This is a genomic window from Staphylococcus sp. 11262D007BW, assembly GCF_053547815.1.
In genome coordinates, this window is record NZ_JBPWPJ010000001.1 from 71,237 (window position 1) to 87,412 (window position 16,176).

Below are 16,176 nucleotides of genomic sequence, written 5' to 3' on the forward strand. Positions count from 1 at the left end.
GGTATGCGCATTTTAATACTGATACATGTGTATCAACATAGAGGAAGGTCTTAACTAATTAAATGTCGGAGGGAAGCCATGAAGTGTATTGTAGGACTAGGAAATATTGGGAAAAAATTTGAACAGACACGACACAATATCGGTTTTGAAGTGATTGATGCGATGCTTTCTCAATATAATATTAAATTAGATAAGCAAAAATATCGTGGTGCGTACACAATTGAACGTATAAATGGAGAAAAAGTAATGTTCATTGAACCGATGACATTGATGAATTTATCCGGAGAAGCTGTCGCGCCGTTAATGGATTATTATCAAATTGAAACAGAAGATTTATTGGTATTATATGATGATTTGGATCTTGCACAAGGAGAAGTAAGATTACGTCAAAAAGGCAGTGCGGGTGGCCATAATGGGATGAAATCAATTATTCAGCATTTAGGCACGAGTGATTTTAAACGTATTCGTATTGGTATTGGTCGTCCCACAAATGGTATGTCTGTACCAGATTATGTATTACAAAAATTCTCTTCTACTGAGATGAAGACGATGATGCCTGTCGTTGAGCACGTCGTAAGGGCAGTAGAAACGTTTATTAATAATGAAACATTTGAAAATGTAATGAATCAATATAATGGTGAGATTAAGTGAAAACATTAATTAGTGAAATTATAAATAGAGATAGTCGTTTTAATGACATATTGGATAAAAATGGTAAAGAAAATGTACTTGTAACAGGGTTAACCCCTGCTGCAAAGGCGTCAATGATTGCAGAGATGTATCAATCAGATCATCGACAAGTCGTTTTGGTTACCAATAACTTATATCAGGCGGATAAATTAGAAGGTGATTTACTACAATTTGTACCGGATGATGAATTATTTAAATATCCTGTACAAGATATTATGACAGAAGAATTTTCGACACAAAGCCCAGAGTTTATGAGTGAACGTGTGCGTACATTAACGGCGCTCGCAAATGAACAACGTGGGTTATTTATTGTTCCGTTAAATGGCTTGAAAAAACTTTTAACGCCTAAATCATTATGGCAAGCGCATCAAATTAAGATTGAAGTCGGCACTGATATTGATGTCGATGCGTTACTTAAGCAACTTGTTAATATGGGGTATCGTCGAGAATCAGTCGTTTCTAATATTGGAGAGTTTTCGGTGCGCGGCGGTATTATCGATATTTATCCGCTTTTAGGGGAACCGATTCGTATTGAATTGTTTGATACGGAAGTGGATTCCATTCGAGAATTTGATATCGAAACACAACGTTCTTTTGACAATATAGAGACTGCACATATTACGACCGCGCATGATTATATTATTACTGAAGAGGTTCGCTATCGATTAGTAGAACAACTTAAAACAGCGTACGAAACGACCCGTCCTAAAATTGATAAATCAGTGCGTCAAGATGTGAAAGATACGTATGATCAATTTAACATTATTGAAGATGAACGTTTTGACCCTCAAATTTTACGTCGATTAGTGGCGTTTATGTATGAAGAGCCAGCGACGATTATGGGTTATGTGAAAGATAATGCGGTAGTATTGATGGATGAATATAATCGCGTTAAAGAAACAGAGGCCTCTTTAACTGCCGAAACAGAAGAATTTTTACAGAACTTAATCGAAAGTGGTAAAGGTTTTATTGGGCAACGATTTATGGATGACACGACGTTAGATCAATTGATACGTCAGCGTTATATCACATTTTTTACATTATTTACGGCTTCAATGCCTATTAAGTTACAGGATATTGTTAAGTTCTCATGTAAACCCGTGCAACAGTTTTACGGGCAATATGATATTATGACGTCTGAATTTCAACGTTATATTCGCCAAGATGAACGTGTGGTCGTTATGGTCGAGACTGAAACGAAAAAAGAACGCGTTCAAGCAATGCTTAATGAAATGCATATCCCTACATTGATCGACCCAGCCATCGATCAAATAGAGTCTGGTCATGTGGCCATTATTGAAGGTAGTTTATCTGAAGGATTCGAACTCCCTTATATGTCGTTAGTGGTCATTACTGAACGCGAACTATTCCAATCCAAACAGAAAAAAGCAGCGAAAAAACGACGTAAAGCAATTAGCAACGCCGAAAAAATCAAATCTTATCAAGAACTGAATGTCGGGGATTATGTCGTTCATGTGCACCACGGTGTAGGTCGTTATCTTGGTGTTGAAACGTTAGAGGTCGGAGATGTTCACCGAGATTACATCAAGATACAGTATAAAGGGACCGATCAATTATTTGTGCCAGTGGATCAAATGGAACAGGTTCAAAAATATGTCGGTTCTGAAGATAAAACGCCAAAACTATATAAGCTCGGCGGTAGTGAATGGAAGAAAACGAAAGCTAAAGTTCAAAGTAGTGTAGAAGATATTGCGGATGAATTGATCGCCCTTTATAAAGAGCGTGAAACGTCGGTGGGTTATCAGTTTGGTCCTGATACAGAAGAACAACACGCCTTTGAAATGGACTTCCCATATGATTTAACAGAAGATCAAGCGAAATCGATAGAAGAGATTAAGCAAGATATGGAAAGTCAAAAACCAATGGATCGCTTATTATGCGGAGATGTGGGTTACGGTAAGACAGAAGTTGCGGTGCGTGCTGCTTTTAAAGCCATTATGTCAGGTAAACAAGTCGCATTTCTAGTTCCGACAACCATTCTTGCGCAACAACATTATGAAACATTGATCGAACGTATGCGTGATTATCCAGTGAATATTCAACTCATGAGTCGTTTTCGAACAACTAAAGAAATTAAAGAAACTAAAGAAGGACTAAAATCTGGTGAAGTCGATATTGTTGTAGGTACACATAAATTATTAGCTAAAACGGTCGAGTATAAAGATTTAGGATTACTTGTTGTTGATGAAGAACAACGCTTTGGGGTCCGCCATAAAGAACGTATCAAAGCTTTAAAAGCGAATGTGGATGTACTGACATTAACAGCTACACCTATCCCAAGAACATTGCATATGAGTATGTTAGGTGTACGTGATTTATCTGTTATTGAGACGCCACCAGAAAATCGTTTCCCAGTTCAAACTTACGTGTTAGAACAAAATGGTAACTTTATCAAAGAAGCTTTAGAAAGAGAGCTTTCAAGAGGCGGCCAAGTCTTTTATCTGTATAATCGAGTACAGTCTATTTATGAAAAACGAGAACAATTGCAAATGTTAGTGCCAGATGCGTCGATTGGTGTCGCGCATGGTCAGTTATCTGAACGAGACCTAGAAGAAGCTATGCTTGATTTTATTAATGGAGAGTACGACATTTTGGTGACGACAACTATTATTGAAACAGGTGTCGATGTCCCTAATGCCAATACACTCATCATTGAAGAAGCGGACCGATTTGGTTTAAGTCAGTTATACCAATTAAGAGGTCGTGTAGGGCGTTCAAGTCGAATTGGCTATGCTTACTTTTTACACCCTGCCAATAAAGTGTTAAATGAAGTGGCAGAAGAGCGCCTGCAAGCAATTAAAGAATTTACAGAGCTAGGTAGTGGATTTAAAATTGCGATGCGCGATTTAAATATACGCGGTGCTGGTAATTTACTCGGTAAACAACAGCATGGCTTTATAGACTCTGTCGGCTTTGACTTATACTCACAAATGTTAGAAGAAGCGGTAAATGAAAAACGTGGTATCAAAGAAGAAACACCAACTCCAGAAATTGAAATGAATTTACAACTTGATGCTTATTTACCAGCTGAATACATTCGCAATGAACAAGCTAAAATTGAGATTTACAAAAAACTACGTGCAGCTGAAACCATGGATCAGTTAAGAGATATTAAGGACGAACTGATGGATCGCTTTAATGATTATCCAGAAGAGGTTGCACAACTGCTTGATTCTGTGGAAATTAAAATACATTTACTCCATGTCGGTGTTCAATACGTTAAAGATAAAGGTAAATCGATTGAAATTCTCCTAACGCAACAAGGGACAGAGCAAATGGATGGAGAAGCGTTATTCAAAAATTCTGAAGCACTGGGACGCAGTATGAAGGTTGGTGTAGAATCAGGATGTATGAAAGTAACGTTAACAAAAGGTAAACAATGGTTAGATAACTTGAAATTCTTAGCCAAGACTTTAGAAGAAAGCTTGCGTATTCCAAATGAAGTCTAAGTCAGCGTTTAATGGTGTGATTGTCCTTACAATGGCGTTGTTAATCGTTAAAGTGTTAAGTGCGCTGTATCGTGTGCCTTATCAAAATGTACTTGGTGATGCGGGTTTATATGCGTATCAACAAGTCTATCCTATTGTCGCTTTAGGCGTTGTTTTATCAAGTAATGCCATCCCAAGCGCTTACACACGTGTTATGAGTGCACATTATCACAATCGATGGGCATTTAAGCGGCTTTGTATCATATTAACTTGTATAGGATTTGTTGGAAGTGTTCTTTTATTTATAAGTGCACCGTGGATTGCCTATTTAATGGGTGATACGATGTTAACGCCAATGTTACGCGCTGCAAGTGTATGTTTTGTGATCATTGGTGGTTTAGGGTTATTGCGTGGCTATTTTCAAGCTCAATACAATATGAATATCCCTGCTTATTCCCAAGTGTTAGAACAAACGATACGTGTAGGGATCATTGGGATTGTCATCGTCCTTTTTATGACTCAGGGTTTATCCATATATGAAGCAGGGTTTTGGGCTATTATTGCCTCAGTGTTCGGCTTTATTGGCGCTACATTATTACTAGGATGGCGCTACCGATCAAAGTCGTCACAAGAAACACTATCGCTTCCGTGGAAACAATTTTTAGTTTCAATTGTGGTGTTTGCGGTCAGTCATTTGATTGTCATTTTATGGCAAGTGATTGATAGTTTTACAGTAGTTAACACATTACGCCATGGTGCTGAACTTGCCTTTCAACAAGCGATTGCGCAAAAAGGAATCTTTGATAGAGGCGCTTCCTTTATTCAAATGGGCTTAATTGTAACAACTACATTTTGTTTCGTCTTAATTCCGCTACTGACAGAGACACAACGGCTGGGTCAGTATCAAAAGATGAACGACTATGCCAATGCCTCATTAAAAATAACGATCGTCATTAGCAGTGCTAGTGGTATTGGTCTTATCAACTTATTACCGTTACTGAATCGTGTCTTTTTTGAAAGTGATGCGTTGACGTCTACATTATCGATATATATGTTCACTGTCATACTCGTGTCACTCATTATGATGTATATCTCTTTATTAGAAGTACAAGGACGGCTCAAAACGATATGGGTTGGTTTAGGCATTGGTATGATTAGTAAGTTGATTTTAAATATACTACTTATTCGAGAAGTTGGGATTATAGGTGCAAGTACTGCGACTGTTATCTCATTATGTCTGTTTGTTATTTATTTACATCGAGATGTGGCCAAGCAGTATCATCTCAATGATTTACGTTTCTTTTATTTAAAACTGATTGGTGCGCTATGTATCATGACGATAGTTGTACAATTGTGGATGCAATTGATGCATACCATGACACGAGTGGGTGGATTCGTTGAGCTACTTATCGGAGCCTTACTCGGTGTCATAGGTGTGATAGTAGCCATTATAGTTCTAAACGTATTAAATGAAGAAGAGTGGTCACACTTGCCGTTTGGCGACAAAGTTTATCGTTTAAAGAAAGGAAGAAAAAAATGACACATCAATTGACGATTATTGGATTGGGAAATTATGGCTTAGATGAATTACCTGTTTCTATTTATCGACTGATTCAACAGCAACAACGACTCTATGTTAGAACGAAAGATCATCCAGTGATTGACGCGTTAGAAGACCTTGATATTATAAGTTTTGATGATATCTATGAAGCGCATGATCATTTTGAAGACGTTTATGAAACGATTACTGAGCAATTATTGTCACTTGCGCAACAACAAGATATTGTTTATGCAGTACCTGGCCACCCACGTGTAGCAGAAACAACGACACAAATGTTATTGGATCGAGGGCCTTCAAAGGATGTTCATGTGGAAATTAAAGGTGGACGTAGTTTTATTGATGACATATTTACAGCGGTAAATGTGGACCCTAATGATGGTTTTACGTTATTAGATGCGACAGCCTTAACGCCAGATACTTTAAACTTAAGAACGAATACCATTGTGACGCAAGTGTACAGTCAAATGATGGCAGGAGAACTTAAGCTCACACTAATGGAGCGCTATTCAGATGAGTTTGAAGTGATGATTGTTGATGGTGCTCGACAAAATGATGCGCATGTAACAACGTGTGCATTATATGAGTTAGACCATTATGACAGCTTTACAAATTTAACAAGTGTCTTTATTCCGAAAGTCACTGAAGATGAAGATTTATACGGTGACTTTGACTTTGCCGATAGTGTTATCGCGCGGTTAGTAGATGATGAACATGGTTGCCCATGGGATAAAGTTCAAACACATGAATCATTGAAACGTTATTTACTTGAAGAAACGTTTGAACTATTTGAAGCGATTGATAACGAAGATGATTGGCATATGATTGAAGAATTGGGTGATATTTTACTTCAAGTGCTACTGCACGCTAATATCGGTCGTAAAGAAGGCTATATGGATACGCATGAAATTGTGGCGAGCCTATCCGAAAAAATGATTAGACGTCATCCACATATTTTTAAAGATATATCGGCAGAATCAGTAGACGATGTGAAGTCAATTTGGCAAAAGGAAAAACAATCAGAAGGTAAAAAAGAACGTGTGAAATTTGAGAAAGTATTTGCGACCCATTTCTTAAAATTGTATGATGAAGTCAAAAATCACAAGATCAATGAGTCAGAAGCGGCTATTGAAGCTTATTTAAATCAAGGAGGAAACACATGAGACTTGATAAATATTTAAAAGTATCAAGATTAATTAAACGACGTACGTTAGCGAAAGAATTGAGTGACCAAGGGCGCGTAACGATTAATGGACACACTGCTAAAGCAGGATCAGATGTCAAAGTGGATGATGAACTTGTCATTCAATTTGGCCAAAAAGAAGTAACAATTAAAGTGACAGGTTTAAATGAACATGCGACAAAAGAGAATGCTAAAGGAATGTATGAACTTATTAAAGAAGCACGTATATAATCCAACCGTGCGACAAAGGAAGGGTGATGCCGCATGAGTAATAATATTCAAAATATCGGCAATCAATACACATCCGAAAAAAATGCAAAAAAGAAACGCCATGAAATGCGCAAAAAAGTCGTTAAGAAACGAGTAACTGTATTTGGTGGGTTACTTTTAGCGGTTATCATTGTATTGTTGATTTTAGTATTTGTGCAGATTAACGCGAACCAAGAAGCCTCTTCAGAACGCGCTGCGAAAGAAGAACAATATCAAAAATTACAAGATCAAGAAATCCAACTTAAAGAACAGCTCAATAATTTAAATAATGAAGAATATATTGAAAAAATTGCACGAGATGAATATTACTTAAGTAATGATGGCGAAATTATATTCAAACTTCCTGAAGATCAAAAGCAAGAGAATAGTCAAAAGGATCAATCAGGTCAATAAATGAATAATCTTCCTTTTACTGAGTGTGTTATGCGTAAAAATACAATGAAATAGAATGTTTATTATTTTAGTCATTGTGAAAATGATGAAACGAAAGTATAATAGAATTAAATATCGAATAAAGCAGGAGGATGCATTAAAACAATGTCAATCGAAGTAGGCAGTAAAATCACAGGTAAAGTCACAGGAATCAAAAAATTTGGCGCGTTTGTGTCATTACCTGAGGGAAAAAGTGGTTTAGTACACATCAGTGAAGTAGCAGACAATTATGTAGAAAACGTAGAAGACCATTTATCAGTTGGAGAAGAAGTAGAAGTTAAAGTATTGTCTATCGCAGATGATGGTAAAATTAGTTTATCAATTAAAAAGGCGAAGGATCGTCCACGTAAACAACGACCAGCACAAAAACCAGAAGACTTTGAAAAGAAACTATCCAATTTCTTAAAAGATAGTGAAGATAAATTGACTTCTATTAAGCGTCAAGCAGAGTCAAGACGTGGCGGAAGAGGTTCACGTCGTTAATTAGAAATGATAGGTTGAGAAACGAAGGGTTACTTTGAATCTCAACCTTTTTTTATGGGGTATATTGGATTTTAAATGAGGAGTATTGGAGTTATGAAAAAATGCTGGAATGAAGCGGATCATCTTGTAGTAGCTGTATCAACTGGAATTGATAGTATGGTTTTATTACACCAATTACTTCATGATTATCGCCACACCTATCGTAGTTTAACGTGTCTTCATGTTCATCATGGGTTGCGGGCCAACTCTACAGAAGAAGCGTCATTTATCACGCAGTATTGTGAAGCGCAACATATCCCTGTGTATATTCATTATTTAGACTTAAAGGATATTGTCGCATCAGGTCGTAGTATTCAAAACGAAGCGAGAATCCAGAGATATGATTGGTTTGATACGATGATGGATCGCTTAAATGCAGATTGTTTGTTAACGGCGCATCATCAAGATGATCAAATTGAAACCATATTTTATAGAGTATTTACAGGTCGAAGTACACGCAGTCCATTAGGCATGTCTCATGTTGAACAACGGCAAGGGTATCGCTTGGTTCGTCCACTGTTGGATCACACAAAGGCCGATATCGTACGTTATCAACAACACTATCAGGTGCCTTATTTTGAAGATGAAAGCAATGCAAGTAACGATTATGTTCGAAATGATATTCGTAATCGCATATTGCCAGCAATACATGACAATCAACACCTTCAAGCAGCACAATTATTAAAATTGAATGATTATCACGACACAGCACAAAGATTAATTGAACAACAAGCGACCTCTTTTATTGATCAATATGTAACGCAATCAGCACAGTTAGTGAGTCTACCAAAAAAAGTTTTTAATCAAGAATTATTACATGTTAAAATAAAGGTCTTGGATTTGCTATTTGCGCAATTTGAGCCAACTTCACCAGTAACTGAAAAGGCTTATTTTGATTGGTTTAATCAGTTAGAGCAAGACGATATAGCCCAAACCACTTTAATGCGCACAAATCAATGGAAAGCAATGATTGTGTATGATAAATTAATCATAATGTCTGCTAGTGCCTTAGAAGACGTTCAACAAGAGATACATACAACTTCGCCAGGTTATTATGAATTCGGACCTTATCGCATCTATCTATCGAATCATCTTTTTAATGTTAGTGATACAATGACTATTCGCTCACGACGTAATGGAGATCGTGTTGAATTAGATACAAATCACCATAAAAAGGTTTCAAGATTAATGATTGATGCGAAGATACCTCAATTTTTAAGAGAACATATGCCAATTGTAGAAGACGCGACGCATCAAATTCTCGCAGTCGGGACACTTTATACTCACTTTAAGTATCAAGAAATGATTAATATTCACTATTTAGGAGATGACTTTAATGGAAAATGATATGAAAGAGCTATTATTAAGTGAGCAAGATATTCAAGATTTATGTCACCAATTAGGTGAACAAATCACTAAAGATTACCAAGGCAAAGATTTATTATGCATCGGTATTTTAAAAGGATCAGTTTTATTTATGACTGATTTAATTAAGCGCATTGATTTGCCTTTAGCAATAGATTTTATGGATGTCTCTAGCTACCACGGTGGTACTGAATCAACAGGAGAAGTTCAAATTTTAAAAGATTTAAGTACCTCTATCGAAAATAAAGATGTTTTAATCGTGGAAGATATTTTAGAAACAGGAACAACTTTAAAATCTATTACAGAATTATTAAAATCACGTCGAGTGAATTCTTTAGAAATTGTTACTTTATTAGATAAACCAAACCGTCGTAAAGCAGAGATTGAAGCGAAATATGTAGGTAAGAAAATACCTGATGCTTTTGTCATCGGTTATGGACTAGATTACCAAGAAAAATATCGTAACCTACCATATATCGGTACTTTAAAACCAGAAATTTATAGTTAATGACAACCCGTGATTTTAATTGAGTAGTATCAAACTGTATAAAGGTCAATTACTAGCCAGTTATATTCGTATTATGGTAAAATTTTTATTAGTTTTATATTTGAAGTAGGAGGAAACGACGCATGCAGAAAGCTTTTCGTAATGTGCTGTTTATAGCGATTATCGGCGTTGTGATATTTGGGTTATTTTCATGGATTAACGGCAATGGAAATGTACCTAAAGAGTTAACTTATAACCAATTTATGCAGAATTTAGAAGACGGTGAATTGAAATCTTTAGAGATTCAGCCGGATAATAATGTGTATAAAGTGAGTGGTAAGTTACAAAACGATGACGATTATGCTTCAACAATATTGTTCAACAATAGCAAAGAGCTTGAACAAGTAACAGATGCAGCCAAAAACCAAGATGGATTAGACTTTACAATTAAAGAAGAAGAAGGTCAAAGCGTATTCTTAAGTATTCTTACGACGCTTATTCCAATTGTAGTGATTGCACTACTGTTCATGTTCTTCTTAAGCCAAGCACAAGGTGGCGGCGGTGGCGGTCGTATGATGAACTTTGGTAAATCCAAAGCTAAGATGTACGATAGTCAAAAAGGCCGCGTGCGTTTCTCAGATGTTGCTGGTGCAGACGAAGAGAAACAAGAATTAATCGAAATAGTGGACTTCTTAAAAGATAATAATAAATTTAAACAAATGGGTTCACGTATTCCTAAAGGTGTCTTATTAGTAGGCCCTCCAGGTACAGGTAAAACATTAATTGCGCGTGCAGTAGCAGGTGAAGCAGGCGTCCCATTCTTCTCAATCAGTGGTTCTGACTTCGTTGAGATGTTCGTCGGTGTTGGTGCGAGCCGTGTACGTGACTTATTTGAAAATGCGAAGAAAAATGCGCCATGTATTATATTTATTGATGAGATCGATGCTGTAGGTCGTCAACGTGGTGCCGGTGTCGGTGGCGGACACGATGAACGTGAACAAACATTAAACCAATTGCTTGTTGAAATGGATGGCTTTGGTGAAAATGAAGGCATCATTATGATTGCCGCTACAAACCGTCCTGACATTTTAGACCCTGCCTTATTACGTCCGGGTCGTTTTGACCGTCAAATTCAAGTAGGTCGTCCAGATGTTAAAGGACGTGAAGCGATCTTACATGTTCATGCTAAAAATAAACCACTTGATGAAACGGTAGACTTAAAAGCGATTGCGCAACGTACACCAGGATTCTCAGGTGCCGATTTAGAAAACTTACTTAATGAGGCAACTTTAATTGCTGCAAGAAGTGATAAGAAAAAAGTCGATATGCGAGATATCGAAGAAGCAACAGACCGTGTCATTGCAGGTCCAGCTAAAAAATCTCGTGTTATTTCTGAAAAAGAACGTAATATCGTAGCACACCATGAATCAGGACATACAGTCATTGGTATGGTACTTGATGAAGCCGAAGTGGTACATAAGGTTACAATCGTACCACGTGGTCAAGCGGGCGGTTATGCGATGATGTTACCTAAACAGGACCGTTTCTTAATGACAGAGCCAGAATTACTAGATAAGATTTGTGGACTATTAGGTGGTCGTGTAGCTGAAGATATTATCTTTAATGAAGTATCTACAGGTGCCTCAAATGACTTTGAACGTGCAACGAAAATTGCGCGCGAAATGGTTACAGAATACGGTATGAGTAAAAAATTAGGACCATTACAATTCTCAAATGGCGGTGGCGGACAAGTCTTCTTAGGTAAAGACATGTCTGGTGACCCAGAATACTCTGGTCAAATTGCTTTTGAAATTGACAAAGAGGTACAACGTATTATTAAAGAACAATATGAGCGTTGTAAACAAATCTTACTTGAACATGAGTCACAATTACGCTTAATAGCTGAAACCTTATTAACTGAAGAAACATTGGTTGCAGAACAAATTCAATCATTATTCCACGAAGGTCATTTACCAGTTGTGAATTATGATGAAGCGAAAGTTGTAGACCATGGCGATAAAGACGGTTTCCAAGATGGTAAATATGGTAAATCATATGATGAAATCCGTCGTGAACAAGAAGAGTTAACAGAACGTAGTCATGGTGGTCGTACAGAACAGGAAGAAGAATCTGATTCAACAGAAGAGGATACAACAGGATATGAAGGTAAACCAGATATCGATCGTCCTGGCGAAGACGACCCACGTCAATCATAAATAAAGAAAGAGGTTTTGTATGTTCCATGAAGGAGGTACAAAACCTCTTTTTTATGAAGATGTATGATAACGATAGTCCATTTTAGTTGTATCATTTTAAGGATGTGGTTATGATGAATCAACGTAGACTAGTCATGATCAGTAAATCAACTGTAAATTATAAGGAGGATTATATATGACGCAAGATTATATTGTTAAAGCGCTGGCTTTTAATGGCGAAATCCGTGCATATAGTGCTAAAACGACAGATACCATTCAAGAAGCGCAAACAAGACATTATACATGGCCGACAGCATCGGCTGCATTAGGTCGTACAATGACAGCAACATTAATGATGGGTGCGATGTTAAAAGGTGATCAAAAATTAACAGTGACTGTCGATGGGGATGGCCCAATTGGTAAAATTATCGCAGATGCGGACGCGAAAGGCCGTGTCAGAGGTTATGTTACAAATCCACAAACGCATTTTGCGCTTAACCAACAAGGCAAATTAGACGTCCGTCGTGCAGTAGGTACGAATGGTGCAATTAATGTTGTAAAAGATGTTGGCATGAAAGATTATTACACAGGAAATAGTCCGATTGTCTCAGGAGAATTAGGAGAAGACTTTACGTATTATTTTGCAAATAGTGAACAAGTCCCTTCTTCAGTCGGTGTTGGGGTACTCGTTAACCCAGATAATTCAATAAAAGCTTCAGGAGGATTTATTATCCAAGTGATGCCAGGAGCTAAAGAAGAAACGATTAATCAACTTGAATCAGCCATTCAAAATATGGACCCGGTATCTAAGATGATTGATGATGGCTTAACACCAGAAGAAATGTTAACTGAGATTCTAGGAGAAGATAATGTCACGATTTTAGAAACCATTCCAGCTGAATTTGAATGTAATTGTGGTCATGATAAATTTTTAAATGCACTCAAAGGATTAGGTGAAGCTGAAATTGACAGTATGATTAAAGAAGATCATGGTGCAGAAGCGGAATGTCATTTCTGTCGTGCAAAATACCAATTTTCTGAAGCTGAATTAGAAGCATTAAAGTCACAACTCCCATAGTGTAGCGCGCTATTTAAGGCAATGCTGCTAAATGGGGACAGTAAGGAATAGAGGCATATGCTTTTGAAATTGTCTGAAAAATGTTAAACTGTATTTATATCCGAGATTATAACTAAGAATATAAATGAAGTGAGGTTAGATATTATGGCACAAAAACCTGTTGAAAATATTACTGAATTAATTGGACAAACGCCAGTCGTTAAATTACGTCACCAATCTGATGAGGACGCAGCTGATATCTATGTAAAATTAGAATATCAAAATCCTGCTGGCTCAGTTAAAGATCGTATTGCGCTTGCAATGATAGAACAAGCTGAAAAAGATGGAAAAATTAAACCAGGCGACACTATTGTGGAACCAACTAGTGGTAACACAGGAATTGGTTTAGCCTTTGTATGTGCAGCAAAAGGATACAAAGCTGTATTTACAATGCCTGAAACAATGAGTGTTGAAAGACGTAATTTATTAAAAGCTTATGGTGCTGAAGTTGTGTTAACACCAGGTGCAGAAGCAATGAAAGGTGCTATTAAAAAAGCAAAAGAGCTTAAAGAAGAGCGTGGCTATTTTGAACCTCAACAATTCGAAAACTTCGCGAACCCTAAAGTACACGAATTAACAACAGGTCCAGAACTTGTTGAACAATTTGAAGGTAAAACAATTGATGCTTTCTTAGCAGGTGTCGGTACTGGAGGCACATTATCAGGTGCAGGAAAAGTATTAAAAGAAACTTACCCAGATATTCAAATCGTGGCTATTGAGCCTGAAGATTCACCAGTGTTAAGCGGTGGCGAACCAGGTCCACATAAATTACAAGGTCTAGGTGCAGGATTTGTGCCTGAAACGTTAGATACTGACATTTATGGTGAAGTGATTAAAGTCGGAAATGAGACGGCAATGGAAACGTCTCGCCGTGTCGCAAAAGAAGAAGGTATTCTAGGCGGAATTTCTTCAGGAGCTGCAATTTATGCTGCAATCCAAAAAGCGAAAGAACTAGGTAAAGGTAAAACAGTTGTAACAGTATTACCAAGTAATGGTGAACGTTACTTATCAACACCACTATATAATTTTGAATAAAGCGTTGATGAGCTTGTAAAAGAAACTGAGATGAGATGGAATGATTTTATGCATTAAAGGATCATGCTATCATCATCTCAGTTTTTTACGTTAATTAGGGGTTGTGAAGCATGGGGGTTGCGCTAATTTCTTATTCACAAAGGTTTATACAATATTTTGAGTGTGAATTTGATATAATAAAACTATTCAAGTTCTTAAAAATGAATGATTCAGTGATAGATGGAGAGGATGACTTTAAATGCAACCAACTCAAATTATGGGTATCTTAAATGTAACCCCGGATTCATTTTCTGATGGCAATCGTTATAATGATGTTGAACGAGCGGTGGCACACGTGAAGGAAATGATTGAAGAGGGGGCACATATTATTGATGTAGGTGGTGTATCAACACGACCTGGTCATGAAGATGTTGCAGTTGAAGAAGAATTGGAACGGGTGATTCCTGTTGTAGAGGCGTTGAGAGATCTCGATATTAAGGCGGAGATTTCAGTTGACACTTTTCGAAGTGAAGTCGCAGAAGCAGCACTTAAAGCCGGTGCGACAATTATTAATGATCAATGGGCAGGATTGTACGACCCTGATATTTTTGAAGTCGTAGCGCGTTATGATGCCTCTTTAATTTTAATGCATAACGGAGATGGCCAACGCGACGAACCAGTCATGGATGAAATGATTGTTATGTTATTGAAACAAGCCCATCAAGCTGAACGTGTTGGTGTGAAACATGACAAAATATGGCTTGATCCAGGTATAGGATTTGCGAAATCAAGAGAAGAAGAAAGAGAAGTTATGGCCCGTTTAGATGAACTTGTAGCGACAGACTATAAAGTAATGTTAGCGACAAGTCGAAAACGCTTTATTAATGATATATTAGGTGGCGACTCAAAAGTAAGTGAACGCGATGAAGCGACAGCCGCAACCACAGCTTATGGTATTATGAAAGGTGTTGACGGTGTGCGTGTGCATAACGTGTTGATGAACGCTAGAGTGGCTAAAGCAACAGACAGTTTGAAAGGAAATCAAAAATGAGTGATAAAATCTTTTTAAATGGATTAGAATTTTATGCTTATCATGGTGCGCTACCTGCAGAAAATGAAATTGGTCAAATTTTTTTAGTGGATATCGAAATGAAGGTTGATTTAAGAGAAGCAGGAGAATCAGATATGGTAGAAGATACTGTGCATTATGGAGAAGTGTATGAAGATGTCAAAGCGATTATGTTAGATGAGCCTGTTCATTTACTTGAGCATCTCGCTGAACGTATTGCAAAGCGTATAAATACACACTATAATCGTGTAATGGCAACAAAAGTTAAAATTACTAAGAAAAATCCACCTATACCTGGCTATTATGACGGTGTAGGCGTTGAAATTACAAGGGAGAAAGCATAATGAAAGATGTATATCTTAGTTTAGGAAGTAATATTGGCCAAAGAGAAGATCAATTAAACGATGCTATCGACCAATTAAATCATAGAGAAGGCATTACTGTAAAAGAAGTCTCCCCAATCTATGAAACTAAACCTGTAGGCTATGTGGAGCAACCTGACTTTTTGAACATATGTGTGCATATTCAAACAACATTAGCTCCAAAAGCATTGTTGAATCATTGTTTAGAGATTGAACAGCAATTACATCGCGTACGTAAGGAAAGATGGGGACCTAGAACGATAGATATTGATATTTTGTTATTCGGAACAGACATTATCGAAGAACCTGACTTAATTGTTCCGCATCCACGCATGACAGAGCGTGCTTTTGTAATGATACCTTTAAATGATATCGCACCAAATCAAATAGAACCAAGAACGCAAAAATCGATTCGCACACTGGTGCAACCTGATGATTCTGTAGTAAGATACCATTAAATGCC

At 37.2% G+C, this 16,176-nt stretch carries 15 protein-coding genes; all 15 read left to right on the top strand.

The window, feature by feature from the left end:
* Window positions 1-78: 78 nt before the first annotated feature.
* On the top strand, window positions 79-651 hold the full coding sequence (gene pth, locus ACEE93_RS00365) for an aminoacyl-tRNA hydrolase (RefSeq protein ID WP_449156143.1): 573 nt from the start codon (window positions 79-81) through the stop codon (window positions 649-651).
* 8 nt (window positions 652-659) lie between these two features.
* Window positions 660-4,160: a transcription-repair coupling factor gene (gene mfd, locus ACEE93_RS00370; RefSeq protein WP_449156568.1), complete on the top strand. Its 3,501-nt coding sequence runs from the start codon at window positions 660-662 to the stop codon at window positions 4,158-4,160.
* Entirely contained in the window at window positions 4,150-5,679 is a 1,530-nt protein-coding gene (locus tag ACEE93_RS00375; RefSeq protein WP_449156142.1) for an oligosaccharide flippase family protein, read from the top strand. The genes mfd and ACEE93_RS00375 overlap by 11 nt, the downstream gene beginning before the upstream one ends.
* Window positions 5,676-6,860, top strand: a complete 1,185-nt coding sequence (locus tag ACEE93_RS00380) for a MazG nucleotide pyrophosphohydrolase domain-containing protein (RefSeq protein WP_449156141.1) — start codon at window positions 5,676-5,678, stop codon at window positions 6,858-6,860. Before ACEE93_RS00375 ends, ACEE93_RS00380 begins: the two co-directional genes overlap by 4 nt.
* Window positions 6,857-7,111 (top strand): RNA-binding S4 domain-containing protein, encoded by a 255-nt coding sequence (locus tag ACEE93_RS00385; RefSeq protein WP_449156140.1) that lies wholly within the window; start codon window positions 6,857-6,859, stop codon window positions 7,109-7,111. The genes ACEE93_RS00380 and ACEE93_RS00385 overlap by 4 nt, the downstream gene beginning before the upstream one ends.
* Window positions 7,112-7,144: 33 nt before the next feature.
* Entirely contained in the window at window positions 7,145-7,543 is a 399-nt protein-coding gene (locus tag ACEE93_RS00390) for an FtsB family cell division protein (RefSeq protein WP_449156139.1), read from the top strand.
* Window positions 7,544-7,687: 144 nt separating this feature from the next.
* Entirely contained in the window at window positions 7,688-8,065 is a 378-nt protein-coding gene (locus ACEE93_RS00395; RefSeq protein ID WP_449156138.1) for a S1 domain-containing RNA-binding protein, read from the top strand.
* A gap of 93 nt (window positions 8,066-8,158) precedes the next feature.
* A complete protein-coding gene (gene tilS / locus ACEE93_RS00400; protein WP_449156137.1) occupies window positions 8,159-9,451 on the top strand; it encodes a tRNA lysidine(34) synthetase TilS in 1,293 nt (430 codons plus the stop codon).
* Entirely contained in the window at window positions 9,441-9,977 is a 537-nt protein-coding gene (hpt, locus tag ACEE93_RS00405; protein WP_449156136.1) for a hypoxanthine phosphoribosyltransferase, read from the top strand. The genes tilS and hpt overlap by 11 nt, the downstream gene beginning before the upstream one ends.
* A 122-nt stretch (window positions 9,978-10,099) precedes the next feature.
* Entirely contained in the window at window positions 10,100-12,172 is a 2,073-nt protein-coding gene (ftsH, locus tag ACEE93_RS00410) for an ATP-dependent zinc metalloprotease FtsH (protein WP_449156135.1), read from the top strand.
* A 175-nt stretch (window positions 12,173-12,347) separates the two neighbouring features.
* A complete protein-coding gene (gene hslO / locus ACEE93_RS00415) occupies window positions 12,348-13,229 on the top strand; it encodes an Hsp33 family molecular chaperone HslO (RefSeq protein WP_449156134.1) in 882 nt (293 codons plus the stop codon).
* A gap of 144 nt (window positions 13,230-13,373) precedes the next feature.
* The gene (gene cysK / locus ACEE93_RS00420) at window positions 13,374-14,303 is read left to right on the top strand and encodes a cysteine synthase A (RefSeq protein ID WP_449156133.1); all 930 of its coding nucleotides are present in this window, start codon (window positions 13,374-13,376) and stop codon (window positions 14,301-14,303) included.
* 238 nt (window positions 14,304-14,541) lie between these two features.
* Window positions 14,542-15,333 carry a dihydropteroate synthase gene (gene folP, locus ACEE93_RS00425; RefSeq protein ID WP_449156132.1) on the top strand — a complete coding sequence of 264 codons (792 nt, stop codon included), beginning with the start codon at window positions 14,542-14,544 and terminating at the stop codon, window positions 15,331-15,333.
* Window positions 15,330-15,695, top strand: a complete 366-nt coding sequence (folB, locus tag ACEE93_RS00430; RefSeq protein ID WP_449156131.1) for a dihydroneopterin aldolase — start codon at window positions 15,330-15,332, stop codon at window positions 15,693-15,695. The genes folP and folB overlap by 4 nt, the downstream gene beginning before the upstream one ends.
* Entirely contained in the window at window positions 15,695-16,171 is a 477-nt protein-coding gene (gene folK / locus ACEE93_RS00435) for a 2-amino-4-hydroxy-6-hydroxymethyldihydropteridine diphosphokinase (RefSeq protein WP_449156130.1), read from the top strand. The genes folB and folK overlap by 1 nt, the downstream gene beginning before the upstream one ends.
* Window positions 16,172-16,176 lie beyond the last annotated feature (5 nt).

Bases quoted from the DNA above. Each gene is read 5' to 3' on its own strand.
- pth (WP_449156143.1), top strand. From the start codon at position 79: ATGAAGTGTATTGTAGGACTAGGAAATATTGGGAAAAAATTTGAACAG.
- ACEE93_RS00375 (WP_449156142.1), top strand. From the start codon at position 4,150: ATGAAGTCTAAGTCAGCGTTTAATGGTGTGATTGTCCTTACAATGGCG.
- ACEE93_RS00380 (WP_449156141.1), top strand. From the start codon at position 5,676: ATGACACATCAATTGACGATTATTGGATTGGGAAATTATGGCTTAGAT.
- ACEE93_RS00385 (WP_449156140.1), top strand. From the start codon at position 6,857: ATGAGACTTGATAAATATTTAAAAGTATCAAGATTAATTAAACGACGT.
- ACEE93_RS00390 (WP_449156139.1), top strand. From the start codon at position 7,145: ATGAGTAATAATATTCAAAATATCGGCAATCAATACACATCCGAAAAA.
- ACEE93_RS00395 (WP_449156138.1), top strand. From the start codon at position 7,688: ATGTCAATCGAAGTAGGCAGTAAAATCACAGGTAAAGTCACAGGAATC.
- tilS (WP_449156137.1), top strand. From the start codon at position 8,159: ATGAAAAAATGCTGGAATGAAGCGGATCATCTTGTAGTAGCTGTATCA.
- hpt (WP_449156136.1), top strand. From the start codon at position 9,441: ATGGAAAATGATATGAAAGAGCTATTATTAAGTGAGCAAGATATTCAA.
- ftsH (WP_449156135.1), top strand. From the start codon at position 10,100: ATGCAGAAAGCTTTTCGTAATGTGCTGTTTATAGCGATTATCGGCGTT.
- hslO (WP_449156134.1), top strand. From the start codon at position 12,348: ATGACGCAAGATTATATTGTTAAAGCGCTGGCTTTTAATGGCGAAATC.
- cysK (WP_449156133.1), top strand. From the start codon at position 13,374: ATGGCACAAAAACCTGTTGAAAATATTACTGAATTAATTGGACAAACG.
- folP (WP_449156132.1), top strand. From the start codon at position 14,542: ATGCAACCAACTCAAATTATGGGTATCTTAAATGTAACCCCGGATTCA.
- folB (WP_449156131.1), top strand. From the start codon at position 15,330: ATGAGTGATAAAATCTTTTTAAATGGATTAGAATTTTATGCTTATCAT.
- folK (WP_449156130.1), top strand. From the start codon at position 15,695: ATGAAAGATGTATATCTTAGTTTAGGAAGTAATATTGGCCAAAGAGAA.